Origin of the sequence: Enterococcus sp. DIV1089c, assembly GCF_050530965.1 — a bacterium.
GTDB classification, from domain to species: domain Bacteria; phylum Bacillota; class Bacilli; order Lactobacillales; family Enterococcaceae; genus Enterococcus_B; species Enterococcus_B hirae.
The window spans coordinates 1,737,210-1,762,059 of record NZ_CP172888.1 but is presented as its reverse complement, the minus strand read 5'-3'; the positions used below and the strand labels follow the sequence as shown (position 1 = coordinate 1,762,059).

Annotated in this window: 31 protein-coding genes and 3 pseudogenes; 33 read left to right on the top strand and 1 reads right to left on the bottom strand. The window is 37.7% G+C overall.

Annotation, left to right across the window (positions count from 1 at the left end; translation table 11 throughout):
• The first annotated feature begins 1 nt into the window (after window position 1).
• The 7 genes and pseudogenes from IGL30_RS08265 (at window position 2) to IGL30_RS08235 (ending at window position 4,227) form a co-directional block, all read left to right on the top strand.
• Window positions 2-937 carry a recombinase RecT gene (locus tag IGL30_RS08265; RefSeq protein ID WP_081123841.1) on the top strand — a complete coding sequence of 312 codons (936 nt, stop codon included), beginning with the start codon at window positions 2-4 and terminating at the stop codon, window positions 935-937.
• Between the two features lie 39 nt (window positions 938-976).
• Window positions 977-1,795 carry a Lin1244/Lin1753 domain-containing protein gene (locus IGL30_RS08260; protein ID WP_010720131.1) on the top strand — a complete coding sequence of 273 codons (819 nt, stop codon included), beginning with the start codon at window positions 977-979 and terminating at the stop codon, window positions 1,793-1,795.
• A gap of 14 nt (window positions 1,796-1,809) precedes the next feature.
• The gene (locus IGL30_RS08255) at window positions 1,810-2,661 is read left to right on the top strand and encodes an ATP-binding protein (RefSeq protein WP_010719519.1); all 852 of its coding nucleotides are present in this window, start codon (window positions 1,810-1,812) and stop codon (window positions 2,659-2,661) included.
• Window positions 2,658-3,017, top strand: a complete 360-nt coding sequence (locus IGL30_RS08250) for a DUF1064 domain-containing protein (protein ID WP_034698477.1) — start codon at window positions 2,658-2,660, stop codon at window positions 3,015-3,017. Before IGL30_RS08255 ends, IGL30_RS08250 begins: the two co-directional genes overlap by 4 nt.
• A gap of 150 nt (window positions 3,018-3,167) precedes the next feature.
• Window positions 3,168-3,368, top strand: a pseudogene (locus tag IGL30_RS08245) (hypothetical protein); the annotation flags it as partial.
• 11 nt (window positions 3,369-3,379) lie between these two features.
• A pseudogene (locus IGL30_RS08240) lies at window positions 3,380-3,765 on the top strand (YopX family protein).
• Entirely contained in the window at window positions 3,766-4,227 is a 462-nt protein-coding gene (locus tag IGL30_RS08235) for a class I SAM-dependent methyltransferase (protein WP_002325355.1), read from the top strand. It abuts the pseudogene before it with no gap.
• A 21-nt stretch (window positions 4,228-4,248) separates the two neighbouring features.
• Here the strand turns inward: IGL30_RS08235 and IGL30_RS08230 are convergent, their stop codons facing one another.
• Complete coding sequence (locus IGL30_RS08230) at window positions 4,249-4,626, bottom strand: hypothetical protein (RefSeq protein WP_080704590.1); 378 nt, start codon at window positions 4,624-4,626, stop codon at window positions 4,249-4,251.
• A 119-nt stretch (window positions 4,627-4,745) separates the two neighbouring features.
• On the opposite strand from IGL30_RS08230, the gene IGL30_RS08225 reads away from it, so the two are divergent.
• The 26 genes and pseudogenes from IGL30_RS08225 to IGL30_RS08100 all read left to right on the top strand — a co-directional run bounded on the left by IGL30_RS08225 (window position 4,746) and on the right by IGL30_RS08100 (window position 24,626).
• Entirely contained in the window at window positions 4,746-4,943 is a 198-nt protein-coding gene (locus IGL30_RS08225; protein ID WP_010718393.1) for a hypothetical protein, read from the top strand.
• Entirely contained in the window at window positions 4,940-5,236 is a 297-nt protein-coding gene (locus IGL30_RS08220) for a hypothetical protein (protein ID WP_034698471.1), read from the top strand. Before IGL30_RS08225 ends, IGL30_RS08220 begins: the two co-directional genes overlap by 4 nt.
• A 78-nt stretch (window positions 5,237-5,314) precedes the next feature.
• Window positions 5,315-5,728: an ArpU family phage packaging/lysis transcriptional regulator gene (locus IGL30_RS08215; RefSeq protein ID WP_240273423.1), complete on the top strand. Its 414-nt coding sequence runs from the start codon at window positions 5,315-5,317 to the stop codon at window positions 5,726-5,728.
• 145 nt (window positions 5,729-5,873) lie between these two features.
• A pseudogene (locus IGL30_RS08210) lies at window positions 5,874-5,936 on the top strand (DUF6275 family protein); the annotation flags it as partial.
• A 39-nt stretch (window positions 5,937-5,975) separates the two neighbouring features.
• Window positions 5,976-6,311 (top strand): HNH endonuclease, encoded by a 336-nt coding sequence (locus IGL30_RS08205; RefSeq protein WP_206600208.1) that lies wholly within the window; start codon window positions 5,976-5,978, stop codon window positions 6,309-6,311.
• A gap of 148 nt (window positions 6,312-6,459) precedes the next feature.
• Entirely contained in the window at window positions 6,460-7,701 is a 1,242-nt protein-coding gene (locus IGL30_RS08200; RefSeq protein WP_375371669.1) for a hypothetical protein, read from the top strand.
• Window positions 7,694-8,458, top strand: a complete 765-nt coding sequence (locus tag IGL30_RS08195) for a hypothetical protein (RefSeq protein ID WP_073984646.1) — start codon at window positions 7,694-7,696, stop codon at window positions 8,456-8,458. The genes IGL30_RS08200 and IGL30_RS08195 overlap by 8 nt, the downstream gene beginning before the upstream one ends.
• 53 nt (window positions 8,459-8,511) lie before the next feature.
• Complete coding sequence (locus tag IGL30_RS08190) at window positions 8,512-9,921, top strand: terminase (RefSeq protein WP_240274158.1); 1,410 nt, start codon at window positions 8,512-8,514, stop codon at window positions 9,919-9,921.
• Between the two features lie 81 nt (window positions 9,922-10,002).
• Window positions 10,003-10,467, top strand: a complete 465-nt coding sequence (locus tag IGL30_RS08185; RefSeq protein WP_240273425.1) for a capsid assembly scaffolding protein Gp46 family protein — start codon at window positions 10,003-10,005, stop codon at window positions 10,465-10,467.
• A gap of 5 nt (window positions 10,468-10,472) precedes the next feature.
• The gene (locus IGL30_RS08180; protein WP_430618164.1) at window positions 10,473-11,384 is read left to right on the top strand and encodes a phage major capsid protein; all 912 of its coding nucleotides are present in this window, start codon (window positions 10,473-10,475) and stop codon (window positions 11,382-11,384) included.
• Window position 11,385: 1 nt separating this feature from the next.
• Window positions 11,386-11,721, top strand: a complete 336-nt coding sequence (locus IGL30_RS08175) for a hypothetical protein (RefSeq protein WP_375371667.1) — start codon at window positions 11,386-11,388, stop codon at window positions 11,719-11,721.
• A gap of 4 nt (window positions 11,722-11,725) precedes the next feature.
• Entirely contained in the window at window positions 11,726-12,124 is a 399-nt protein-coding gene (locus IGL30_RS08170) for a phage Gp19/Gp15/Gp42 family protein (protein WP_240273428.1), read from the top strand.
• Window positions 12,111-12,449 (top strand): hypothetical protein, encoded by a 339-nt coding sequence (locus IGL30_RS08165; RefSeq protein ID WP_240273429.1) that lies wholly within the window; start codon window positions 12,111-12,113, stop codon window positions 12,447-12,449. The genes IGL30_RS08170 and IGL30_RS08165 overlap by 14 nt, the downstream gene beginning before the upstream one ends.
• Window positions 12,442-12,678: a hypothetical protein gene (locus IGL30_RS08160; protein ID WP_010732375.1), complete on the top strand. Its 237-nt coding sequence runs from the start codon at window positions 12,442-12,444 to the stop codon at window positions 12,676-12,678. Before IGL30_RS08165 ends, IGL30_RS08160 begins: the two co-directional genes overlap by 8 nt.
• Window positions 12,679-13,014: a hypothetical protein gene (locus IGL30_RS08155; protein ID WP_240273430.1), complete on the top strand. Its 336-nt coding sequence runs from the start codon at window positions 12,679-12,681 to the stop codon at window positions 13,012-13,014.
• A gap of 11 nt (window positions 13,015-13,025) precedes the next feature.
• Window positions 13,026-13,616: a phage tail protein gene (locus IGL30_RS08150; RefSeq protein WP_240273431.1), complete on the top strand. Its 591-nt coding sequence runs from the start codon at window positions 13,026-13,028 to the stop codon at window positions 13,614-13,616.
• The gene (locus IGL30_RS08145; protein ID WP_240273432.1) at window positions 13,616-13,876 is read left to right on the top strand and encodes a hypothetical protein; all 261 of its coding nucleotides are present in this window, start codon (window positions 13,616-13,618) and stop codon (window positions 13,874-13,876) included. Before IGL30_RS08150 ends, IGL30_RS08145 begins: the two co-directional genes overlap by 1 nt.
• A gap of 11 nt (window positions 13,877-13,887) precedes the next feature.
• On the top strand, window positions 13,888-14,292 hold the full coding sequence (locus tag IGL30_RS08140; RefSeq protein ID WP_240273433.1) for a DUF5361 domain-containing protein: 405 nt from the start codon (window positions 13,888-13,890) through the stop codon (window positions 14,290-14,292).
• Window positions 14,277-16,952: a phage tail protein gene (locus IGL30_RS08135; RefSeq protein ID WP_240273434.1), complete on the top strand. Its 2,676-nt coding sequence runs from the start codon at window positions 14,277-14,279 to the stop codon at window positions 16,950-16,952. The genes IGL30_RS08140 and IGL30_RS08135 overlap by 16 nt, the downstream gene beginning before the upstream one ends.
• Window positions 16,949-17,842 (top strand): distal tail protein Dit, encoded by an 894-nt coding sequence (locus IGL30_RS08130; protein WP_240274157.1) that lies wholly within the window; start codon window positions 16,949-16,951, stop codon window positions 17,840-17,842. Before IGL30_RS08135 ends, IGL30_RS08130 begins: the two co-directional genes overlap by 4 nt.
• 12 nt (window positions 17,843-17,854) lie before the next feature.
• A complete protein-coding gene (locus IGL30_RS08125; RefSeq protein ID WP_375371666.1) occupies window positions 17,855-19,924 on the top strand; it encodes a phage tail protein in 2,070 nt (689 codons plus the stop codon).
• Entirely contained in the window at window positions 19,924-20,106 is a 183-nt protein-coding gene (locus IGL30_RS08120) for a phosphoribosyl-ATP diphosphatase (RefSeq protein WP_240273436.1), read from the top strand. Before IGL30_RS08125 ends, IGL30_RS08120 begins: the two co-directional genes overlap by 1 nt.
• Entirely contained in the window at window positions 20,106-22,712 is a 2,607-nt protein-coding gene (locus IGL30_RS08115; RefSeq protein ID WP_240273437.1) for a glycerophosphodiester phosphodiesterase family protein, read from the top strand. The genes IGL30_RS08120 and IGL30_RS08115 overlap by 1 nt, the downstream gene beginning before the upstream one ends.
• A gap of 177 nt (window positions 22,713-22,889) precedes the next feature.
• Entirely contained in the window at window positions 22,890-23,111 is a 222-nt protein-coding gene (locus IGL30_RS08110) for a hypothetical protein (protein WP_240273438.1), read from the top strand.
• A complete protein-coding gene (locus tag IGL30_RS08105) occupies window positions 23,111-23,314 on the top strand; it encodes a phage holin (protein ID WP_240273439.1) in 204 nt (67 codons plus the stop codon). The genes IGL30_RS08110 and IGL30_RS08105 overlap by 1 nt, the downstream gene beginning before the upstream one ends.
• A 4-nt stretch (window positions 23,315-23,318) precedes the next feature.
• A complete protein-coding gene (locus tag IGL30_RS08100; protein ID WP_240273440.1) occupies window positions 23,319-24,626 on the top strand; it encodes a LysM peptidoglycan-binding domain-containing protein in 1,308 nt (435 codons plus the stop codon).
• The last annotated feature ends 224 nt before the right edge of the window (window positions 24,627-24,850 follow it).

The window sequence follows — 24,850 nt, the reverse complement described above, 5'->3', positions numbered from 1 at the left end:
TATGGCAACAAGTAAAGATTTAAAGAATCAACTAACAGAAAAAAACAATCAAGCAGTGGATGTTTCAAAATTAGGTTTTAAAACATTGATGAGTCAGCCAGCTATGAAAAAGAAATTCAATGATATTTTACACGAAAAATCAGATGCTTTTATGGGTTCTCTTTTAACGTTAGTTGGTGGCGATGATTATTTATCTAAAGCAGAGCCGATGACAATCATCGCTTCTGCTTTAAAAGCAGCAACGATGGATTTACCAATAGATAAAAATTTAGGATATGCCTATATTGTTCCATTTAATCGGAAAGAAAAGGTAGGAAAAGATTGGATTACGCATAACGAAGCCCAATTCATCCTAGGATACAAAGGCTATATTCAGTTAGCACAACGTTCTGGACAATACAAAGCACTTAATGCAATAGAAATTTATGAAGGGCAATTAATTGAATGGAATCCTCTGACAGAAGAGTTTCAGTTTGACTACAATGCGAAACAATCTGATCGAGTCATCGGTTATGTTGGATTTTTTGAATTACTAAATGGGTTTAAAAAAACTGTTTATTGGACAAAGCAAGAAGTGGAAGCTCATCGTATTAAACATGCCAAAGGGTTTGATAAAACAAAGCTAACTGGAGCGTGGAAAGAGAATTATGATGCGATGGCGATAAAAACCGTCTTACGTAACATGTTAGCTAAATGGGGGATTTTATCTGTAGAAATGCAAAATGCGGTTACTTCTGATGAAAGAGTTTTTCGATTTGATGAAAATAATGATCTTGTAGAAGAAGTTACTTTAAATGATGCAGAACCAATTGAATCAGAACGTAAAGAAGCAGAAAAAGTGGAAGACGTGTCATCAGCGTTTGATGAATACGAAGAAACAGCAAATACAGATGAACAACAGGATTCATTGTTCGATGATATGAACCCACCACTATAGCGAGGGAGTTTCCCCTCGCTTATCTAAGGAGGTGATAGTGTGGCAAGACCAACAAAAGAAGGTCTTGATTATTTTCCTCTTGATGTTGATGTTTTCGAAGATGAAAAAATAGAGGCTATTGCTGGGGAATTTGGACTTAAAGGAGAAATTGCGGTAATCAAACTGCTTTGTGCGATATATAAAAAAGGATATTTCATTTTGTGGAATGATTTAACGCAAGCTACTCTTTTAAAACGCCTGCCAGGAGTAAGTAAGGAAATGCTCAATCAAATAGTGAACCGCTTAGTCAAATGGGGTTTTTTTGATAAACAACTGTTTGACTCGGTCGAGGTGCTTACGAGTGAGAATATCCAAGCCACCTACTTTGAAGCGACAAAAAGACGAAAATCACCAAAACCAACTAAGTATGTAATTAACGCAAACATTAATACACAAGATGAAAGAGATAATGCTGACATTAATCCCCAAAGTAAAGGAAATAAAAGTAAAGTAAATGAAACAAGAGTATCTTCTTCTAGATCTAGTATAGATATTCATTCAGAAAATATCGCAGAGAGCTATTGGCTAAATCAAGTGAATCCAGCAGAAGCACCAATGGTTTTAGAATCTATTCGTTTTTGGGTAAATGATTTTCAAGGACAAGATGAAATTGTCATCATGGCGATTGAAGAAATGCTAAAAAATGGTGCTAAAAATTATAACTATCTCGATAGAGTGCTAAAAAACTGGGAAAACAAGCAACTAGACACCGTTGAGAAAGTGAGAAAGTATTTGCAAGGTCATTATTCAAAATCACCTAGAAATGCAAATAAAACGCTTGAATACGAGAAATTTAGCACAGATGAGTTGCCTATTTGAGAGGAGGCGTAGGCATGGAAACCGTTGGAGAAATCATGGAAAAACTAATACAGAAAGTGCTTGTCCAACGTGGCGAATGTCCTGAATGCGGACAGCCCTTGTATGGATGGCGTACGAAGAATCCTGATGGCTCAGATCGTTGTAAACCAACTTGTATGCAATGTGGGTATAAAGCATTGCGAGTTCAGGAAGACTTACAAACAGAGCAAATGTACAACGAAAGTCTGAAAGCAAGAGCTATCAATTTTTTCAAAGGTGGTTCTGTCGTGCCTAATAAAGCGTTGTTTGATTGTACATTGCAGAATTATCAAATCGTTGATCAAGAAACAAGACAAGCGGTTGAAGTAACCAAACGCTTTGTTAATTCAGTCTTGTTAGGAAATCCAAGTCATCTTGTTTTAACTGGCAAACAGGGAACAGGTAAAAGTCACCTAGCGATGGCAGCGGCTTGGGAAGTTTTGAGGCGATCAAACTACGACAAGAAAATCTTGTTTATCGGGTTACAGGAAATGCTGGATCAAATCAAGTTTTCGTACAACAATCCTGAACTTAGAAAAACGATTGAGGGATCGTTGATTGCAGATATCAAAACGGCGGATTTAGTCGTCATTGATGATATCGGTTCAGAGCTAGGAAAAGATACTTCAGATAGTCGAGCATTTGGCATAAACACGTTGAATTCGTTCTTGGATGCACGACAGAACTTAGCAACGATTATCACAACGAACTTGCTTGGGGAAGAGTTGAAAAAGGCTTACGGTATGAGGACAACATCAAGAATATTTGTCAATTCTGATGGATTTACGATGGTCTTTTCTCAAACAACCGATAAACGATTAAAACCAGTAAAAGGAGCGACAGCATGAACAAATATCGCAATCGAAAAACGGTTCATCGTGAGATCAAATTCGATTCTGTAGCAGAAGCAGAGTACTATGATCTGGCAGTATGGCAAGCGGAAGCAAACGGCTGGAAAGTAAAGCTTCAGGAAAAATTTGAACTATTGCCAAAATTTGAATTGGAAGGCAAGAAGTACCGTAAAATCGAGTATATTCCTGACTTCACGTTTTATAAAAACGGTAAGCTTGTGAAAGTTGTAGATGTCAAAGGAATGCAGACAAAAGATTTTAAAATCAAAGCGAAACTGTTCTGCCATCGTTATCAAGTGCCGTTGATATTAGCTAAAAAATATGGCAAGACGTTCAAGGAAGAGCGTTTTTAAAAGAAAGGTTAGGAAGGTTTGAAAATGAGCAGAAAAAGAAATTCATTCCAGAAGTTAACCAAGAGGTTGAATGCTTTTGATGTGACTCAGAACATGAGACACCATGGATTTATCTATTTGTATGATATGTAAAGACAGTCTACGACAGATGTTGATACGGAAGATAAAAATAAACTCGTTATTCTAGTTGAAACAGGAAAGAAACAGTACAAAAGACATCTTGTGAACATGACTAGTTGGAACATGTATGTGGTTGAAGATTTAGAAGGCGCGAAGGTCAATGAATACAAATACGAAGTAAATTACATGCCAGAAAGTATTGTGCCGTTTACGGTGACTGAGAAGAAGTAGGAGGACAGCGAATGATACCGAAGTTTCGAGCGTGGTACCACCGTTTAAAGGTAAAAAATTTGGGCAAGAAATGAAATATGGACAAGCAGGAAGGTTGATCACTCATGCTGAAATGTCTCCAGATAAATATATCCTCATGCAATCCACAGGACTGAAAGATAAGAACGGTGTAGAGATTTTTGAGGGGGATATAGTACTTTTCAGTGTAAGTGATGGTTTTAATCACTTAGATCATGAAAAAGCTGTTGTTCAAGCCTCTGGGTGTCATTCTGGCTTAATTTGTAAGCTAGTAGACTTGGACTTAGAATATCGAATTTATTATGATCCAGTATTTCACACTGACTATGAAGTTATCGGGAATATATACGAGAATAAAGAGTTATTAGAGGTAGAGTAATTGACTAAAATATTAGATGCATGTTGTGGTAGTCGAATGTTTTGGTTTGATAAACAGAATCCAAACGTAATTTTTATGGACATTCGGAAACAATACGAAGAACTAAATAGCGGACATGTCGTTGATATCAATCCTAATGTCATTGGAGATTTCAGAGATATGCCATTTGAAGATGAATCATTTTATCATGTAGTATTTGATCCGCCACACTTGCTTAAAGCAGGCGAGAATAGCTGGTTGGTCAAAAAGTATGGAAAATTAAATCCCGAAACTTGGAAAGAAGATTTAGCATTAGGATTCAAAGAATGTTTCAGAGTATTAAAGCCAAATGGAACTCTTGTATTTAAATGGAACGAGGATCAAATCAAGCTATCAGAAATATTGAATGCAATTGATTATGTGCCATTATATGGAAATAAGAGAGCTAAAACACACTGGTTAGTATTTATGAAGAGTATCTAGCTACCTCGTGAAATTGTAGGATCAATTTTGATTAAATATGTAATTTCTGAATTTACCAGATAATGGGAAGGTAAACATGCAAATTAAAAGGATCGTTTGGAAAATTAAAACTATAGTTAATGCTGTAGCGTTGAATTTTAAGTACAAGCTTAAATGTATTCCCCATTCAATCAAATTTAATCCAATTAAATAAAAGTAGTATCTCTTTTTAATCTTACAGTTTTTAAGAAAATAGTAGCTAATATAATAATCTAATAAGACAAGTATAACCAATATATGTTTATCTATAGTGACTATAATGTCATGTTTTTCTGAGAGTCTATGGAAATACATTAATAATGTTGGTAAAGGAATATATATTGTTAATAATGATATAAAGAAAAAGACTATAAATGGCATTTCGTCACTCCCATATAAATAAAACTATGTAAAAAATATCACAATCTTGTGTTGTGGTCAAATATTTTCATGTTATCTATTTTGTTATTATCGTCAATAAATGAAAAGGAGGAGGTAGAATGATGGGTTTCAAAAAGAGTGACAAAGTAGTGACTAAAATAGGATCAGGCGTGTCATTATACTTCTTGGACAACGAATATTATATAGTTCAAGATGCTTCGATGCCTGGCAGAATCGTTTTGATTGACGACGATAAACAGCGTTTGAGTTGGCCATCTAGTAAATTCGAATTATATGAGGAGGTGGCGGAAGGATGAAATTAAAAGACGGCTTTTACGCTAGCAGTCATGGAATCGGCGGTTTAATGCTAGATATGCCGACTAAGAATCCTAAGAAGAAAAAGAAAGCAAAAGTCGAAGTAGGTGACATGGTTCGTTGCGAAGCAGAAGAGTTCGTTTATCCGTTCAGAGGATATGTAGAACACGTTTATAATCATTCTGCAATCATTCGTATCGGAAATACGATGGAATGCGACAAGTGGTTAGCAAAGAGTAAAGATAATTTAGCTGTAGCTCGTTTGATGGATATCGAACTCATTGGAGGCAAATAAAAAAAGCCGGATCGCTCCGACTCAAAATAAATAAACATGACACGTTTATTATATCACAAAAAGGAGCGGTTTGACTTGATGCAATTGTTACGAGAGGTAGATTTCAAACAGACAAGATGTAATGCGAGAGATGTGCTGAAGAACTTTCGGCGTTTGGAGCGGATGGCAGGTCGCTCTTTGATAGATATTAAGTCGCCTATCATAACCGATATGCCGAAGGCACCAAAACACGGGAATAAGGCAGAAGACGCGATTATCCAGATGATGGATATAGAAGCAGAGAGAGACGCGATTTTAGCGGCTTTAATGGCTCTTAGTCTGATTAGTCGTCAGATACTCTACTACAGCTTCTGTGTGCCAGATAGCTTCTCAAATTACAGGATTAGCTGTGAAATTGGCTATTCAGAAAGAAGCATACAACGGATGAAGTCGGAAGCGCTAATAGAGTTCGCAGAAGCGTATAAACATGGAAAGATAATTGCTTATAAATAATTTGGCGGTTTTTTGGCGGAATGATGGCGGTTTTTAGCCATTTATCAGTGATATTATGGTAGTGTCGAAAGAATTAAAACAGGACTTCGACAAAATAAAAAAAGAACATCGTTGTCTATTGTTACATGATTAAGCTTGATACGGGGACAAAGGTGAAATCTATGTAGATACTTATTTCAAAAAATCAAATGAATGTATTAAAGTCTAGCACACGCTAGGCTTTTTCTTTACATAAAGGAGGTAAGGTATCATGGCTCTTAGAGCTGACAAACAAGGCGCTCACCGTGTTGCATTCGATAAGAATAGAAAGAGACTGCTTAAGACTGAGAATGTCTGTGGGATTTGTGGTAAACCAATCAACAAGAAACTGAAAGCTCCTGATCCAATGAGTCCAGTTGTCGATCATATTATTCCAATCAACAAAGGAGGACATCCGTCAGCTATCGAGAACCTGCAACTAGCACATTGGACTTGTAACAGACAGAAGTCAGACAAACTATTCAATAATAAAAAAGAAGAAATAAAAGTAATTGGAAATAGAAACCTTCCCAAAAGCCTTGATTGGACTTTATACAGTGGTTAAAAGAGGTAGGTATAAAGATACTAAAAATAAATTTAAAAGCCTTGAGCGAAAGAATAAAGGGGGCATACTTCCCCCACCGGTGGTTGCTTCGTACTTCACGCAGTCACTGTACATTTTTTCTCGCGCGAAATTGAAAGGAGTTGATTAAATGGAATTGCAAGGTATTGAATACTTGCGAAATAAGTTAAATGTCCACAAAAATCGTGTGGATACACGTTATAAGCAGTATGCCATGAAGTACAATGACAAGATGATCGGAATTACAATCCCGCCAGCAATTAGATCAAAATATCGATCGGTTTTAGGTTGGTGTTCAAAAGGCGTTGATGCCCTCGCTGATCGTCTAGTTTTTCGTGAATTTGCTAATGATGATTTTGAAGTAAATGAAATTTTTCAAGCCAATAATCCAGACGTTTTTTTCGATAGCGCAGTGCTTTCAGCTTTGATTGCATCTTGCGCTTTTGTTTATGTCTCGAAAGGTGAGGATGGCATGCCGCGTTTGCAAGTAATCGAAGCGAGCAATGCAACTGGCGTGATTGATCCAATTACTGGATTGCTGATAGAAGGGTATGCGGTACTCGAAAGAGATAAGTACAATAGCTCAACTATCGAGGCATATTTTGGTCCTGGATACACAGACTATTATTATACTGATAGCAATATGGAAGACAATCGAATCGAACATAGTTTTAAGCATCCGTTACTGGTCCCGATTGTTCATCGACCTGATCCAGTTCGTCCATTTGGGCGTTCACGCATTACTCGTTCAGGAATGTATTATCAGCGCTACGCTAAACGAACGCTTGAACGTGCTGACGTGACCGCTGAATTTTATTCATTCCCACAAAAGTATGTACTTGGGAGAAGTCAGGATTCTGAACCGATGGACAGCTGGAAAGCCGCCGTATCAAGTATGCTAGATTTCACGAAAGATGAGGAGGGAGATAGTCCGACACTTGGACAATTCACTACATCAAGCATGACGCCTTTCACTGAACAATTAAAAACAGCAGCTGCTGGATTTGCTGGAGAAATGGGACTAACGATGGACGATCTAGGATTTGCATCAGATAACCCATCGAGCGTAGAAGCAATCAAAGCTAGTCATGAAAATTTGCGTCTCGCAGGACGAAAAGCGCAACGCTCTCTTGGATCTGGTTTATTGAATGTGGCGTATACAGCTGCATGTTTACGAGATGATTATCCATATTATCGTTACCAATTCAATCAAACTATACCTAAATGGGAACCGTTATTCGAAGCCGATGCAAGTGCTTTATCATTGATTGGTGACGGAGCTATTAAGTTAAATCAAGCAATGCCTGGATACGTTAATAGTGAAGTCATGCGGGACCTGACAGGTATTAAAGGAGCTGAAACAAATGGATAACGATATTGTGCCAGCTTTACTCGAAGAAATTCAAAATGAATTTGACAAGCGAAGTTATAACAGTAAAAAATTAAAAAAAGCTTTCCTTTTGTTGCAGAATAAAAAAGCTACCTATTTGGATGCAAACAATTTTGCAATAGAAATAGGCGAAATTTTATCTGACGTGTTAAGAACCAAAATCACTGCCGAAGTTCTTCCTGATGGAAAAATGTACTTCAATATCGCTGATAGAATTTTAAATCCAACAATGAAAAAAAATTACGATTTGATTTCTAATTTTATCGTAGACGTACAAACAGAATTGAATCGTACTGCAAACCTAAGATTAAAAGGACAGATTCCAGAATTTAATCAAGATCGTATTGATGGGATAGTCAATCGAATATCAAGCGAAGAAGATTTTGAGTCAATCAAATGGCTTTTAGATGATCCGATTATAAATTTTAGTCAAAGTATTGTAGATGATGGAATCAAAGCCAATGCAGAATTTCATGCAAAAGCAGGTCTGCAGCCAAAAATTACACGTAGAGTTTCAGGACATGCTTGTGAGTGGTGCAGTCGTTTGGCAGGAACTTACGGATACTATGAAGCACCTAAAGAAGTATATCAAAGACATGAAAGGTGTCGATGTACGGTTGATTATAATCCAGGCAATGGACGTAAACAGGATGTGTGGTCAAAAACTTGGAGAGACTCACAAAAAGAACAAAAAATTGCAAATCGTAAAATGTTGAATTTAAGAAAAAGTAAGCAATAATTTATCCCAGCGACAGGGTTATCATGCGTGATTGAGATTGAAGGGGGATATTTATGACTACTAAAGCACGACTTGGTAATCAGCATCCTACTCAATCGGTAATATTGCCATATGACAAATCTCTATATCAAGAAGCGATTGATTATTATCAGCGGACAGGCCGTAAATGCTACGAATGGCAAGTAAATATGCTAAAGGCGATCATGGCTGTTGATGATGATGGATTATGGGTTCACCAAAAATTTGGATTCTCTATACCTCGGCGGAATGGTAAAACGGAAGTTGTTTACGATGTCGAAATATGGGCGTTGGAAAATGGGCTAAATGTCTTGCACACGGCTCATCGAATCAGCACGTCTCATTCTTCATTTGAAAAACTAAAAAAATATCTTGAAGAATGTGGATATGTTGAAGGCACAGATTTCAATTCGATTAAAGCTAAAGGACAGGAACGGCTAGAATTATATGAAACAGGCGGTGTGATCCAATTTCGTACCAGAACATCTAGCGGTGGTCTTGGTGAAGGTTTTGATTTTCTGGTTATTGACGAAGCCCAAGAATACACCACTGAACAAGAGTCAGCCTTGAAATATACCGTTACTGACAGCGATAACCCTTTAACAATTATGTGTGGAACACCGCCGACGCCGGTTTCTAGTGGTACAGTATTCACTAATTATCGTGAGAATACGCTATTTGGGAAATCAAAGTATTCAGGCTGGGCGGAATGGTCGGTTGATGAAATCAAAGATATTCATGACGTAGAAGCCTGGTACAATTCTAATCCATCGATGGGTTATCATTTGAATGAACGAAAAATCGAAGCCGAACTTGGTGAAGATGAATTGGACCACAATGTTCAGCGTCTCGGATACTGGCCAAAATACAATCAGAAATCTGCAATATCAGAAACCGACTGGCAAGCACTAAAAGTGAATGCTTTGCCTGTGTTGAAAGGTTCATTATACGTTGGAATTAAATACGGAAACGATGGGGCAAATGTCGCGATGAGTATTGCTGTACGGACTTTGTCGGGAAAAATATTCGTTGAAGCCATCGACTGTCAATCAGTCAGAAATGGAAATCAATGGATCATCAATTTTCTTAAAAAAGCCAATGTAGAAAAAGTGGTGATCGATGGAGCAGGTAGTCAAAATATCCTTGCTGAAGAAATGAAGGATTTCAAACTAAAAGAGCCCATTTTACCAAAAGTGTCAGAAATCATCACTGCCAATTCACTTTGGGAGCAGGGGATTTTTCAAAAAGGAATCTGCCACTGTGATCAACCATCGCTGACACAAGTCGTTACGAACAGTGAGAAAAGAAATATTGGTTCAAACGGCGGGTTTGGTTATAAATCGCAATTTGAAGATATGGATATCAGTCTTATGGATAGTGCACTTTTAGCACATTGGGTTTGTAGTAACAGCAAACCTAAGAAAAAACAACAAATTAGGTATTAAACGATTATCAATTTTGATAGTCGTTTTTTTAATACACAAAATTACCGAACTGCCGGGCAAGCAGGAGAAAGGATTTTTATCATGACATTTAAAACAATTGAAACACAAGAGGAACTGGACCGAATTATTCAGGAGCGATTGAGTCGTGAAAAAGAAAAATTTTCAGATTATGATGCAATCAAGATACGTAATGCGGAATTAGAAAATGAAATCGGTACTTTGAAATCAACCATCGAAGAAACAAACGCTGCTACAAAGACTCATGAGCAAACAGTGGCTGATCTAAATAAAAAAATTGCTGAATATGAAACAGCAAGCTTGCGAACTAAAATCGCGTTGCAAAACGGATTGCCTGTTGATTTAGCGGATCGCTTGGTCGGAGATGACGAGGAAAGTATCAAAGCTGATGCAGAACGTTTAGCTGGTTATGTCGGCAAGAAGCCACAAACACCGCCACCATTGAAAAATATAGAACCATCTTTAGGCGATGATAAAAACACTGCTTATAAAAAACTATTAAATGGACTTAAAAAAGAAGGAGAATAAAAAATATGACATTAGAAAAAGGAACTTTATTTGACCCGAAATTAGTAACAGATTTGATTAGCAAAGTAACAGGTAAAAGCTCGTTGGCTCGTCTATCCGCTCAGAAGCCTATTCCGTTCAACGGTGAGAAAGTGTTCACTTTTACTATGGATTCAGAAATCGATATTGTTGCAGAAAGCGGAGCTAAATCTCATAGCGGGATGACCTTAACGCCGCAAAAAATGGCGCCAATCAAAATTGAATATGGCGCACGTATTTCCGATGAATTTATGTACGCTTCAGAAGAAGAACAAATTGAGATTCTTGAGTCTTTTAACGATGGTTTTGCAAAAAAAGTAGCTCGTGGGATCGATTTAATGAGCTTTCATGGAGTTAATCCGCGAACGGGGCAACCGTCCACTGTGATCGGAACCAACCATTTTGACGCTAAGGTAACGCAGAAAGTAGAAATGGCAACAGGGCTTGCAGATCCAAATGGTGCTGTAGAAAGTGCAATTGAATTAGTAACTGGTTCTGAAGGAGAAGTTAATGGAATGGCAATTAATCCTTCATTTCGTTCAGCTCTAGCAAAACAACAAGATAAGCAAGGTAATCCAATGTTCCCAGATTTGGCTTGGGGTAATGCACCGTCGACTATTAATGGATTGTCAGTTGATGTTAACAAAACTGTTTCAGATATGAATGCCAGCGAAAACGACCGCGCGATCATCGGTGATTTTACCGAAGGTTTTAAATGGGGTTATGCAAAGGAGATTCCAATGGAAATCATTGAATACGGTGATCCAGACAACTCTGGCATGGATTTGAAGGGACACAACCAAATTTATGTACGAGCAGAAGCGTTTCTTGGCTGGGGAATCTTAGCTCCTGAAAGATTCGCGCGTATTGTTGAAAAAGCAGCGGAGGGTGGCGAATAAATTGCGTTATAAGAACAAAGTTACGGGAGCTGTCTTTGACAGCCCTTTCGCTATTTCCGGTGGAAATTGGGCTCTTGTCGAAAGTAAGCATCATTTAAATGAAAGAGAGAACGATGAGCAAAAAGCGGAAGAAATTGATAATTCAGAAATAGCAGAAGAAAAAAATCAAAATACAGAACAAGAAGAGCCTGATCAAGAAACTAAAACTGACGATCCAGCTTTTGACTCAATCACTGTTCCTCAAATCAAGCAAGAACTAGATGCTTTTGGTATCAAGTACAGTGCCACTGCTAAGAAACAAGAGTTGTATGACTTAATGATGGCGCAAGGGAAGTGATCAGATGCAGCCTTTTGCAACGATTGATGATTTGGAAAAGCTATGGCGTAAATTAAAGCCTGATGAAACAGAACGTGCTAAGCAACTACTTATTATTGTTTCTGACTCGTTACGTGAAGAAGCCGGACGAGTGGGTAAAGACTTAGATAAGATGATCAAAGAAAAGCCACCTTATTTCACAAATGTAGTGAAGTCAGTGACGGTTGATATCGTTGCGCGAACACTTATGACGTCAACTGATCAGGAGCCAATGACTCAAACAACAGAAAGTGCATTGGGCTATTCCTGGTCAGGATCATACCTGGTTCCTGGTGGTGGCTTGTTTATCAAGAATACTGAACTAAGTCGTCTAGGATTACGCCGGCAACGTTATGGGGTGATTGAATTCTATGGACAAGATTAAAGGTATGACGATCATTCTTGTTGATAAAGTTCAAACAGGAAAAGATCCATTTGGCAATCCTATTTATGAAGAGCAAGAAATCGAAATCAAAAATGTTCTGGTCAGCCCTACATCGTCTGTTGATATCGTGAACCAATTGACACTAACCGGCAAAAAGGCCGTATATACGTTGGCCATTCCTAAAAGTGATACACACGATTGGGAAGATAAGGAAGTCAAATTCTTTGGCCAACGATGGCGTGTATTTGGAATACCACTCGAAGGGATTGAAGAACTCATTCCGCTTGATTGGAATAAGAAAGTGATGGTGGAGCGTTATGGCTAAAAATAAATTCAAGCTCAATTATTCCGGAGTCGGTCAATTATTGAAATCGGCTGAAATGCAAGGTGTATTGACTGAAAAGGCAACAGCCATTAAGAATCGCGCGGGAGAAGGATACGCACAAGATGTCTATGTCGGGAAAACTCGTGCAAATGCGATGGTCTATGCTGACTCCTATAAAGCCAAAAGAGACAATATGAAAAATAATACCTTATTGAAGGCGGTGCGTTAAATGATTGAGATCATTATTAAGCAATATCTCGATAGTCATTTATCTGTACCGTCTTTTTTAGAACAAAGCGGGAAGATGCCAGATAGTTATATTTTGTTTGAAAAAACAGGAAGCTCAAAACGTAATTATCTTTCATCGTCCACCTTTGCTTTTCAAAGTTATGCGGAATCGATGTACGATGCTGCGAAACTAAATGAAAAACTGAAAGAAGTAGTTGAAAATATGATTGAACTTGATGAGATTAGCAATGTTCAATTAAACAGTGACTACAATTTTACAGATACGACAACTAAAGAATATCGATATCAAGCAGTATTTGATATCAACCATTACTAGGAGGGAATCAGATGTCAAAAACAGAAAATGTATCAACCGCAAAACCAAAGATCGGTGGAGCAATTTATTCGGCACCATTAGGGACAACTTTGCCGACTGATGCAGTAGCCGAATTAGACGATGCTTTTAAAAGTTTGGGTTATATATCAGAAGATGGATTAACAAACAACAATACACCTGAAACAGACACAATCAAAGCTTGGGGCGGTGATACGGTCGATGTTGTACAAAATGAAAAAGCTGATACTTTTGGTTATACGTTGATTGAAGCGTTAAATGTAGAAGTATTGAAAGAAGTATATGGTCCAAATAACGTATCTGGCAGTTTAGATACAATGATTACGATTAAAGCTAACGCTACGCTATTAGAAGCGCATTGCTTAGTTGTAGATATGGTGTTGAAAGCTGGTGTTTTGAAACGTATCGTTATTCCAAATGCGACAGTTTCAGAGATTGGAGAAATTAGTTATGCTGATGAGGATGCAATCGGATATGAAACGACTTTAACTGCTATGCCAGATGAAAATGGGGATACTCATATTGAATATATTCAAAAACCTACCAATCTAACTAAGATATCAAATGGAGGAGCTGGAAAATAATGAAGGGAAAAACTAAATCAGGCTTCGAGTACAAAATTTCGAAAGAACGCTTAGATAACTATGAATTGTTAGAAGCTATCGGTGAATTAGAGACAAATCCTTTAGCTCTTTCTAAGGTCGTTATTATGCTTTTAGGTAAAAAACAGACTGAAGCTTTAAAAAATCATTTACGTACAGAAGATGGTTTTGTGCCAGCTGAGAAAATGTCAAAAGAAATTACTGAAATTTTTGAAAGTCATTCAAACACAAAAAACTCTTAGTCCTTGCTAGAATGATCAATTTAGATGAAGAAGCTTTGATTTGTGACTTAGCAGAGACTTATCAAATTTATGAATACAAACAGCTACCAGTACGTATGGTGGCTGTTTTTTCTTGTGGTTTAAAAGAGGACTCTAGAATTAAGTTGAAAATGAGTAATCAACTAGTTTCTTTTGAAACCATGCTGTTAGCGGGTATCTATGATCGATTGAGCCTATTGCTCTGGAGTAAAACAAAAGATGCAGAGAAGGGCAAAAATATGCCGAAAGCAGTTTCTGATGAATTGGATCTCAGCCCTAGAAAAACAAAACAAGCTAATACATCTTTATTCAATTCTAGCGAGGATTTTGAACAAAGGAGAAAAGAATTAATTAAACAGATTGAATATGGAGGTGAAGAGCAATGGCAACAGAACTAGGGCAAGCATATGTACAAATTATTCCATCAGCTAAAGGAATTAGCGGAGCGATTAAAAGCCAACTGGATCCAGAAGCATCATCAGCTGGTATAAGTGCTGGGAATACACTAGGAAGTAAGTTTGTATCCATTATGAAAGGTGTCATTGCTACTGCAGCTATAGGCAAGGCTTTTTCAATGGCACTTACCGAAGGCGCTGACCTCCAGCAATCACTTGGCGGTATCGAAACACTGTTTAAAGGTAGTGCAGATAAAGTGAAGAAGTATGCAGATGAAGCCTATAAAACATCTGGCTTGTCTGCTAATGCCTATATGGAAAATGTGACTAGCTTTAGTGCTAGCCTATTACAATCGGTTGGTGGAGATACTGAGAAAGCCGCTGATGTCGCAAATATGGCCATGATTGACATGTCTGATAACGCCAATAAAATGGGTACAAGTATGGGCGATATTCAAAATGCTTATCAAGGATTTGCTAAGCAGAATTACACCATGTTAGACAACTTGAAGCTGGGTTATGGCGGTACAAAGGAAGAGATGCAACGACTGTTATCCGATGCCGAAAAACTCACAGGCGTTAAATATGACATAAATAATCTAAGCGATGTTTATAATGCGATTCATGCTATTCAAGAAAATCTAGATATTACTGGTACGACGGCAAAAGAAGCCGCTGAAACATTTAGTGGATCTTTTGCAGCGATGAAAGCCTCTCTCTCTAATGTTTTAGGTAAAATGGCGCTTGGGCAAGATATAAAACCAGCACTAAATCAATTAGCAGAAACAACTTCAACTTTTCTTTTTGGAAACTTTATTCCGATGGTCGGCAATATTTTAAAGGCTCTTCCTGGAGCGATTGTCACATTTATTAAAGCGGCCATTCCATATGTGAAAGAAGGAATCGGAAATTTATTAGGATCAGCTTTAGAGCCATTTCAGGATATTGGGAAAAAGATTACGGGTTCATTTAAAGGATTCGATGAATTAGGGGATACTTTTTCAAACCTAAAATCAAAAGTTGATTTACCAACAGTTGGTTTAAAAATTCTCCAAGTGGCTTTTAGTGCATTGCTAGGACCAGCTGGGCTAGTTCTGAAAGTAGTTGGTATGATTACTGATGCATTTCAAAACAAAGGGATAAAAGGCGGAATGAGTCAGATTTCCCAATCCTTTGAAGAACTAGCTTCAAGTATGTCGCAAAATGCTCCCAAGCTCGGTTCAACATTTGGTACTGCTCTAGAGGGAATCTTAAAAGCAATCACAGCAGCGTTGCCAGGAATTGTTTCCGGAGGATTGAAAGTGATTGCCAGTTTTATGGTAGGCCTGGCACAAGGATTACCGCAGCTAACTTTAGCGGCAGCACAACTGATCACAGCATTTACAGGAGCCATGTTGCTACTTATTCCCACAATAGCTATGTCTGCCACGACAATTGTTGTGGCATTTATCGGGGCATTAACTGCTTCTGCTTTACAAATAGTCGCAGCGGGTGCAGCTCTGATCAATGCGTTACTTCAAGGGATCACACTTCAAATTCCTTCGTTAGTTGCAAATACAGCAGTATTGATTGTGACTTGGTTGACTGCACTCAATTCTCATTTACCAGAAATACTACAAGCTGGAATGAATCTTCTGCTGACCTTCATGCAGGGAATTGCCAATAATATTAGTCAAGTATCACAACAAGCGTTAAATATCATTTTGAATTTCGCTCAAGTAATCGCCCAAAATATGCCGACAATCGTCAACACTGCGGTAAATTTAATGGTTAATTTTACAAATACGTTAGCCGCTCGAATGCCAGATATCATTAGTGCAGCTGCTACCTTGATTGCGAATTTTGTTAATGGAATTGCCAATAATTTAGGGCAAATCATCAATGCTGCAGCTAATTTGATTATCAAGTTCTTAGAAGGGATTGCCAATAGAATTCCGGATATCGTAAATGCGGCAATGAATTTAGTTGACGCAATGGTTCGAGGCATCGTTCAAGCACAAGGGCGATTGATGGATGCAGTTATTACGATGATCAACGGTTTCGCCGACAACATCCGCAATCGACAAGAGGATATCCGAAATGCTGCTATGAATCTACTTGATGCGATCATCGGTGTATTTGTTCCCGATTCTTTGATGCAGGCTGGTAGTGCCATCATAGACGGATTTCTCGATGGATTGAAAGCTGGATTTGAAAGCGTGAAGGATTTCGTTGGCGGAATTGCCGAATGGATTAAGGAACATAAAGGTCCTATTAGTTATGATAAGAAATTATTGATTCCTGCTGGGAATGCCATTATGGATGGCTTGAATGAAGGATTGACTAGTCAATTTGCAAATGTTAAAAAGACAGTCACCTCAATGGCAAACGAAATACAAGACATTATCGCAAACGGAGTAGATACGAGTTTATTAACAGATGATTCTTGGAATCCGCAATTGAGCAATGCGACAGCAGTAGTCAGCGCTCAAAACGTTGCGACAAAGAAGATGGCTAGTGAAACATCGCCTCAAACAGAAACATCTATTTATAATCGAGGACTTTTTGAAGGAGCTATTTTCAACGTGCGAGAAGAATCTGATATTGAAAAAATTGCTGAAGAACTATATAGACTACAGCAACGCAAAAACGCCGGTCGGGGAATGCGAGGTGTGATTATATGACGACAAAACTTCCAAAACGAGCCATGAACATTAACGGTTCATTTTTAGAAGAGTTGATTCCAGGTTATCAAACATTAGATGTTGAAGGCCGAGAACTTTTCGAAACAGCAAACGAATATGCACAACTAGGTATTCGTGATGGCGAACGTCATATTTATAATCGTATTCCTTCAAGAAAACTAGTGATTAAGTACTATTTGAAAGCAGAAGATCCATCTTCGTTCAGAGATAAGTTCAATAAATTAAACGTTGCATTGTTTACTGAAAATGAGGTTTCTATATGGTTCAATGATGAACCCGAAATGATTTTCAAAGGGACCAAAGCAAGTATTGATGAAGTTAATTCTGCTTATTATTGGGCGACTGGTAGTTTTACCATTATATGTGGTGATCCTTACAAATATACGAAGTCAGATGCTACAAGTGTAACGTGGGGATCAAAAACAATTACTTTTCAATCAAATTATTTATTAGGAAATACCGGATCGGGTGCTGTCTTGATGCCAATTGTTTTTGAAGGCGGTGCTTACTGGGGATCTGATATTATCACATGGCAGCACCAGGGCTATCTGATGGGGGATGATGGGAAGGATGTTCAACCTTACGAGATCTATCCTACAGTGGAGGGGTTGAAAGTTAAACCAACCATTGTAGTTGAAGGTATGGGAAGAGGAATTCAAATTAGAACGCGTAAAGATACTATTGATTTGGGAGATTTTGATAATGCCACCATCGAGATTGATACACAGACATTTAACATTATAAAAGATGGTAAACCAATGATTCGACCAATGAATGACTTCTATATTTATCCCAATGAACCATTATATGTTTCTGGGAAAGATGGAGATTTCGAGCTGACTATCAAATATTCAAATCGCTATCTATAGGAGGTTGATTACTTGTTAATGACAATGAATCTCAGTCGTGAGTACACTGCGATCTTAGAGAATGCTTACGATGTAAGTTACGAAAAAATAGAAAATGAGATTGGGTCCATTGAATTTACTATGCCACTTTATGACACAAAAAATTCAATGATCCAAGCGCTGCAGTACGTTGAGTTAACCGACAACGAGAATGAGTATATTGGCTTGTATCGTATTATGCCATCGACGATCCAAAAAGATCCAAGTAATTATTCTATCAAATATACAGCGATGCATGTGTTAGGAACATTACTGGATAGTGTCCTTTTTGGTTACCATGAGCTAGTGAATCGAACAACTACCGATGTAATCAACTATGTATTGAATCAGCAAAAAACAAAGCATTGGGTTTTAAAAAAATGTGAATTCACTCGATATTTCAGCTATGCATGGGAGAACGAAAATGGGTTGGCTGATGCGTTGTTTTCTATACCGAAAGCTTTTGATGAAGATTATATGTGGACATGGAACACACAAGTCTATCCATTTGAGTTATCGCTTGTAAGACCATCAACAGAACCGATTTGCCGGATACAAGAAGGTTACAACATGGAAGGGTTTGAAATTGAGACCGATCCGAACAATTTAGTCAATCGAGTCTATCCGCTCGGCGCTGGTGAAGGCGTGAATCAATTAAACATTCAATCAGTCAATAACAATATTCCGTATGTTGAAGACACTCAGTCAATAAAAAAATATGGCTTAATCGAGTATGTTTGGGTGGATCAACGATTTACCATTGCCCAAGCATTGAAAGACAATGCAATCAGCATGTTGAAAAAGTGGTCCATCCCAAAAGTATCGTGGAAGGTTTCTGCTGCTGATTTAATCAAATTGACAGATACGCCTTTAGAAATCGATAAATTGCGACAGGGCACAGTTGTGATGATCAATACAAATGAGTATGGATCATTTAACCTAAGAATCAAAAAAGAAAGCAAATCAGATGTGTTCGGTGCACCGCAGTCCATTCAATTAGAACTAGGAAATCTGAAAGATGATATCAGTACAACGATGTCAGATCTTAGTCGTAAGCAGCAGATCAATGAGACGTATAGTCAAGGAGCCACCAATATTTTGAATTATTCATACCAGGACAATTGCGAATCTGCTTATCCTGCTGAGATTGAGTTCTATCTAGATGATGATGTTTTCCATGTGAATACCGTCGAATTGACTTTCAAAACAAAACGTTACCGAGGTTATACCAAAGCGGTAAAAGGCGGTGGCGCTAAAACGATCACCAGTGAAGCCGGTGGCCAGTCAACACAAACCAGTTCTGCTGGTGGTGGCAGTCGTCAAACAAGCTCGGCCGGTGGTGGATCCGTTCAATCGACTACAGCAGGTGGAGGCGGAGTAACAACATCTGGCTCTGGTGGTGGTTCTTATCAAGGATCGTCAACGAGTGTAGGAGGAGGCTCAACACAAACATCTAGTGCAAACGGTACACACCGGCACATGATGTTTAGTCCAACTAATAAACCAGGACCAGTTCAGACGACAATGTATGAAGCGTACGGTAGTAGCCTTTTACAATTACAAGGTTCGCCAAAAGAAATATATACAGCAGAAGCTGCAGATAATCATACGCATACTGTAAGTATTCCAAATCATTCGCATAATTTTACAATCAATGTGCCAGCACATACGCATAATGTTTCTATCCCAAGTCATGCCCATAGCGTCAATATTCCCAATCACACACATAGTGTGAACATACCGAATCATACGCATACAGTGAAAATTCCAAGCCATAAGCACAACGTTGTGCTGCCGGAACACACGCATCCGTTAGAATGGGGAATTTTTCAAGCAAGTGATTCACCTTCAAGTGTGGATATTATCGTTGATGGGAAAACAATCCCGCATCATGAAACCAGTCAAAGTAGATTGAATTTAGTCGACTATTTGAAAAAAACAAATAGCGGACAAATACAGCGCGGAAGCCACACGATACAAATTAAGCCAAACAAATTAGCTCGTATTGAAGCACAAGTCACATGTCGGGTTTTTATTCAATCACAATTAGGAGGTCAATTTTAATGCTAGTTAAAGTAAAAAAAATTAATGGTGAAGAATTCACTGCAGAAGTGAATCAAACTATTCAGGAAATTTATGATGAACTGTCTAATAATTTAGACGGTTCTTTTATTTTATTTGGAGAACGCATAGAACAGAAAATGACAATCGAATCTGTTTATAAAGATAAGGTAGGTGATCGATAATGGCAGTAGAACATATTCAAGAGACTGATACGCTTAATCGTGGTCGTATCAAGATAAATGAAGCAATTGACTTAGCAAACAATTCATCTACCAAAGTTGACCAATTTGAAATTGATTTAGCAAAAGGGATTCAAGACGCAAAAAAAATTGCAACAGATGCTGGTAGTGAAGCAAAGAGTATAGCTGAAACTGCTGGTAATGAAGCCAAACAAACCGCTTCTACAGCTGCAACAGAAGCTAAAACAATTGCTGAGACAGCTGGAAATGAAGCAAAAGCAATAGCAGAAAATGCCGGTTTAGAAGCAAATAAAAAAGCGGATCAAGCCATTGCCGATTCGAAAACAGCGGTAGATAATTCTAATCAAGCAATTGGACGAGCTAATCAAAACAAACAAGAATTCGATGCGCTTAGAAATGATTTTGACGATTTAGTTGCTGAATCTGGTGATAGTAATCCCGAAATTGTTCAAGCTCGAACGGACACACAAGGGGTTAAACAAAGCACGTTGCAAAATCGTCTGACAGCTGATTTTAGTACACGGTTAACAAACGCAGATGCTATTCAGTTATTTAGCGGGCCAGTCAATGTTCCTAAAATGATGGATTTAGCTGGGAAAGTCGCTGGAAATATTGAATCAAATCCTCATTCAGTTTATACAGATTATACAGCTACTAGCTTAAAAACACCGTCAGCATCTTGGGCTGAAATCACTCAAGAAAACTATAATAAGTTGGTCGGACGTGATGATCAGGGTGTTTCGGTTGGTTCAAGCCAAGGAAGTGTAATTCCTCAACAATTAAGCAAATTTGACACAGTAAAAGCAATTGAACAATTAGCCCCACGAATTTTTGAAGGAATGAGTGTTAGTGAAAAAGTAAAATATATCAAAGATAATTTTATTTCGTTTTCAGTTACGACACGAGCAAAAGCGAGCTCCCCAAACAATAAAAATATAAAAATCGGGGTTTTTGTTGAATCTGCTGATTCTTATACAACGAAAATTCAAGGAGATGCCACAGACTTTACTGATTTCACTACAGAGATTAACGATAGTAATTTCATCGATTCAAATGGCTTTATTTATGTCTTATCGTATGCAGATAGCTCAAACGGTGTAACAGCCTCTAATATTAATACTGACTATATCGGCGTACAGTTGATGGTATCTTTGAATCCATTAACTGTCCTAAATAAATCAGGTTTTGCTAATGAAGCTGATTTAGCATTAAAAACTGATCAGACTACTTTTGAATCTCACACAACTAATCAAGAAAATCCGCACAGTGTAACTGCTTCGCAAGTTGGTGCTTACAGTAAAATAGAGTCAGACAATAAATTTTCTGAAATTACTGATAAGACAAATGAATATACAGATGCTGAAGTATCGGAGATTAATTCACGGTTGACTGCTGCGATTAATGCGGTAGATGAGAAGGCTACGAATAATACTAATGATTTAACTAATCAGATTAATAACAATAAAGTTCTAATTCAAAAAAATAAGGATAGAATTATTGGCAGTTACAGTGTCAAAGAATTGATGAGTAAAACTCATTATTCAGCTCACAGATGTAATAATGCTGATTTTCCTGAAAATAGTTCAATGGCAATGAAGAGAGTATTTAGACATAAATTTTGCGAATTCGATGTTCAGACAACGTCTGATCACAAATGGGTTGTCATGCATGATGCGACAGTTGATCGCATGACAAACGGAACAGGTCGAATTGATGAAATGACTTATGAACAAATACGAGCGCTTAGAATTGATGCGGGCGCTAATCTAGCAACATTGCCTGACTGGGAAAAAGTAATACCTAATTTGGATGAAGCTATTAAATATTCGCGTATGGCTGGAGTTATACCTATGATTGAAATTAAAGTCGATGAAGGTACGACGTATACTGATGCTGAAATTGCTGATTTTGTTCGCCAGTTAAAATTGAATAATTTAGATACTGGTGGCTGTATTGTTATTTCATTTAGTGAAGATGTACTACGTAAAATACGTGAATTATCTGAAAGCATAGAAATAATGTGGGTTACGTATGACATGACAGATGAAAAACTAGCTAAATGCATCGAACTGCGTATGCATATTGATCCACAATACTCACATGACACAGTAAACAGATTACAAGTACAAAAATTCCACGAACATGGTTTATTAGTCTCTGTATGGACTTGCCCTGACGCTAAGTTTGGCGCAATGGAAGACGCTGGTGTTGATATTATCACAACAAATAGCCGTTCTGGCGATTTAAGGTGGTCTCAACTAACGTTAAAGAATGGATACACTGGTGTAACATGGCCTGGGTATTTACCACCATACGTCGAAGAAATCAATAAAGGTTTAGTGCGTTTAAGCTGTACTGTAACTGGTGGATCAAATAGCCAAAACACTGTAATTGCAGAATTACCTGAATGGGCTCAACCTTATTTAAACAGCGCAGGTTTGGGTATGGTACGTACTAGCTCAAGCATTAACCAGTGTAGCGTTGATGTAATTGGAAAGATTGCAGGAACACCAAGCCTAGTTGTTGGTCTAAACTGGAACAACAGAACATCATGGGCTATGATAAATATTGATTATAAGATTTTATAAAATACAAACCCTACACCCTACTAGCCCACAAGTGCAGATTTATTAGGTACCAAACACAAGTGTAGGACAACTACGGATCTATGGCCGGTATAGAAGAGTAATCTAATAGAGTTCTTAATAAAGAAAATTAAAGCATACTCCATCGAGTATGCTTTTTTGTTGGAAAGTTGGTGAAGTATGAGTATTGACGCGATTATTTCTGCTTTAAGTATTGCAGGAACCTTAGTTGGTACGTTTGCAGGCATTGTTTTTTCAAATAAACTGACCATTTATCGAATTGATCAATTGGAAAAGAAAGTTGAAAAGCATAACCATATTGTTGAACGTACTTTTCTATTAGAAGGACGGATGAATGAAGCAGAACATGATATTCAGGAAATGAAAGGAGGCGAGAAGTGATGGTCTTACCAGACAAGTATTATCAAATTATTAAATGGACAGTGCTTATAGTACTGCCAGCTTTATCTGCATTAGTAGCCACATTAGGCAAAGCATATGGATGGAATGAAACTGATATGACAGTATTAACTATCAATGCTATAGCAACATTTTTAGGAGTAATTACAGGGGTATCAGCTTACAACTTAAAAGATAAGGAGTAAACGAATGAAAAAGAAAATTTTAGTAGGAGCTCTCGTAGCTCTTTTTTTGTTGCCTATAAATGTTTTTGCCGCCAAAGGCGATCAGGGTGTGGATTGGGCGATTTATCAAGGGGATCAAGGGCGTTTTGGTTATGCTCATGATAAATTTGCTATTGCTCAAATTGGCGGATATAACGCTAATGGCATTTACGAGCAGTCCACGTACAAAACACAAGTAGCAAGTGCTATTGCTCAAGGCAAACGAGCGCATACCTATATCTGGTATGACACCTATGGAAACATGGATATCGCTAAACAGACAATGGATTATTTCTTGCCTAAGATTCAAACACCGAAAGGTTCGATTGTAGCTTTAGATTTTGAACATGGCGCTTTAGCGAGCATCTCAGATGGATATGGAGGTTATATCAGTTCGCCTACAGAAAAGGTTGCAAATACAGAAACCATTTTGTACGGCATGCGTAGAATCAAAGAAGCAGGTTACACACCAATGTACTATTCATACAAGCCTTTTACATTGAATCACGTAAATTATCAACAGATTATTAATGAATTCCCTAATTCTTTATGGATTGCCGGGTATCCTAACTATAATGTAACTCCAGAACCGTTGTATAACTATTTTCCAAGTATGGATGGGATTGCCATTTGGCAGTTTACATCTACTTATATTGCAGGAGGATTGGATGGAAATGTCGATTTAACAGGGATCACTGATAATGGTTATACAGGTTCTGACAAACCGGAAACAGATACTCCAGCAATTAATGCGGGCGAAGAAACGAGTGAAAAACCAAAATCAGAGATTAAAACTGGCGACACTGTTAAAGTGAATTTTTCAGTGAAAAACTGGGCAACTGGAGAAGCAATCCCACAATGGGTAAAAGGTGAAAGCTACAAAGTACAGCAAGTAGACGGCAATAAAATTTTACTTGCGAATATTTTATCTTGGATCGACAAATCTAATGTAGAACTTTTACCAGATTCTACGACAGTTGCAGAACAACCATCAGCTGTTCAAACTCATGTTGTTCAATATGGCGAAACTTTATCTTCAATCGCCACGAAGTACGGCACAACGTATCAAGCTTTAGCTTCCTGGAATGGATTGAGTAATCCAAATATGATTTATGCTGGACAAGTTCTAAAAGTAAACGAAAAAGTAAGTACTACTAGAACATACACTGTTCGATCAGGCGATAATTTATCATCAATCGCATCTAGGTTAGGTACAACGTATCAAGCGTTGGCACAGCGCAATGGATTATCCAATCCTAATTTGATTTATCCAGGTCAGACACTTTCATATTAAAAAAAGTTCCTCGTTGAGGAGCAGTACATATAATTTATTCTTAATAAATATCTCATATTTAAGTTATTTTTTATCACTAAATTTTTATTAGTAAGACAAAAAACACTATATATAGCACATTATGTTTTACTACAGCCAATAACATACATGATACACACTATATGTTGTGTATTAAGTATGTTTTAAATGATTTATTATTAAATCTTCGCAATTGACGTTTTATT

What these genes read in the sequence shown, in the direction of transcription:
- IGL30_RS08200 (WP_375371669.1), top strand. Translation starts at nt 6,460, where the DNA reads ATGGAATTGCAAGGTATTGAATACTTGCGAAATAAGTTAAATGTCCAC.
- IGL30_RS08160 (WP_010732375.1), top strand. Translation starts at nt 12,442, where the DNA reads ATGGCTAAAAATAAATTCAAGCTCAATTATTCCGGAGTCGGTCAATTA.
- IGL30_RS08190 (WP_240274158.1), top strand. Translation starts at nt 8,512, where the DNA reads ATGACTACTAAAGCACGACTTGGTAATCAGCATCCTACTCAATCGGTA.
- IGL30_RS08185 (WP_240273425.1), top strand. Translation starts at nt 10,003, where the DNA reads ATGACATTTAAAACAATTGAAACACAAGAGGAACTGGACCGAATTATT.
- IGL30_RS08105 (WP_240273439.1), top strand. Translation starts at nt 23,111, where the DNA reads ATGGTCTTACCAGACAAGTATTATCAAATTATTAAATGGACAGTGCTT.
- IGL30_RS08130 (WP_240274157.1), top strand. Translation starts at nt 16,949, where the DNA reads ATGACGACAAAACTTCCAAAACGAGCCATGAACATTAACGGTTCATTT.
- IGL30_RS08150 (WP_240273431.1), top strand. Translation starts at nt 13,026, where the DNA reads ATGTCAAAAACAGAAAATGTATCAACCGCAAAACCAAAGATCGGTGGA.
- IGL30_RS08120 (WP_240273436.1), top strand. Translation starts at nt 19,924, where the DNA reads ATGCTAGTTAAAGTAAAAAAAATTAATGGTGAAGAATTCACTGCAGAA.
- IGL30_RS08155 (WP_240273430.1), top strand. Translation starts at nt 12,679, where the DNA reads ATGATTGAGATCATTATTAAGCAATATCTCGATAGTCATTTATCTGTA.
- IGL30_RS08225 (WP_010718393.1), top strand. Translation starts at nt 4,746, where the DNA reads ATGATGGGTTTCAAAAAGAGTGACAAAGTAGTGACTAAAATAGGATCA.
- IGL30_RS08115 (WP_240273437.1), top strand. Translation starts at nt 20,106, where the DNA reads ATGGCAGTAGAACATATTCAAGAGACTGATACGCTTAATCGTGGTCGT.
- IGL30_RS08170 (WP_240273428.1), top strand. Translation starts at nt 11,726, where the DNA reads ATGCAGCCTTTTGCAACGATTGATGATTTGGAAAAGCTATGGCGTAAA.
- IGL30_RS08140 (WP_240273433.1), top strand. Translation starts at nt 13,888, where the DNA reads ATGATCAATTTAGATGAAGAAGCTTTGATTTGTGACTTAGCAGAGACT.
- IGL30_RS08180 (WP_430618164.1), top strand. Translation starts at nt 10,473, where the DNA reads ATGACATTAGAAAAAGGAACTTTATTTGACCCGAAATTAGTAACAGAT.
- IGL30_RS08250 (WP_034698477.1), top strand. Translation starts at nt 2,658, where the DNA reads ATGAACAAATATCGCAATCGAAAAACGGTTCATCGTGAGATCAAATTC.
- IGL30_RS08230 (WP_080704590.1), bottom strand. Translation starts at nt 4,626, where the DNA reads ATGCCATTTATAGTCTTTTTCTTTATATCATTATTAACAATATATATT.
- IGL30_RS08165 (WP_240273429.1), top strand. Translation starts at nt 12,111, where the DNA reads ATGGACAAGATTAAAGGTATGACGATCATTCTTGTTGATAAAGTTCAA.
- IGL30_RS08145 (WP_240273432.1), top strand. Translation starts at nt 13,616, where the DNA reads ATGAAGGGAAAAACTAAATCAGGCTTCGAGTACAAAATTTCGAAAGAA.
- IGL30_RS08220 (WP_034698471.1), top strand. Translation starts at nt 4,940, where the DNA reads ATGAAATTAAAAGACGGCTTTTACGCTAGCAGTCATGGAATCGGCGGT.
- IGL30_RS08265 (WP_081123841.1), top strand. Translation starts at nt 2, where the DNA reads ATGGCAACAAGTAAAGATTTAAAGAATCAACTAACAGAAAAAAACAAT.
- IGL30_RS08215 (WP_240273423.1), top strand. Translation starts at nt 5,315, where the DNA reads ATGCAATTGTTACGAGAGGTAGATTTCAAACAGACAAGATGTAATGCG.
- IGL30_RS08100 (WP_240273440.1), top strand. Translation starts at nt 23,319, where the DNA reads ATGAAAAAGAAAATTTTAGTAGGAGCTCTCGTAGCTCTTTTTTTGTTG.
- IGL30_RS08135 (WP_240273434.1), top strand. Translation starts at nt 14,277, where the DNA reads ATGGCAACAGAACTAGGGCAAGCATATGTACAAATTATTCCATCAGCT.
- IGL30_RS08110 (WP_240273438.1), top strand. Translation starts at nt 22,890, where the DNA reads ATGAGTATTGACGCGATTATTTCTGCTTTAAGTATTGCAGGAACCTTA.
- IGL30_RS08255 (WP_010719519.1), top strand. Translation starts at nt 1,810, where the DNA reads ATGGAAACCGTTGGAGAAATCATGGAAAAACTAATACAGAAAGTGCTT.
- IGL30_RS08195 (WP_073984646.1), top strand. Translation starts at nt 7,694, where the DNA reads ATGGATAACGATATTGTGCCAGCTTTACTCGAAGAAATTCAAAATGAA.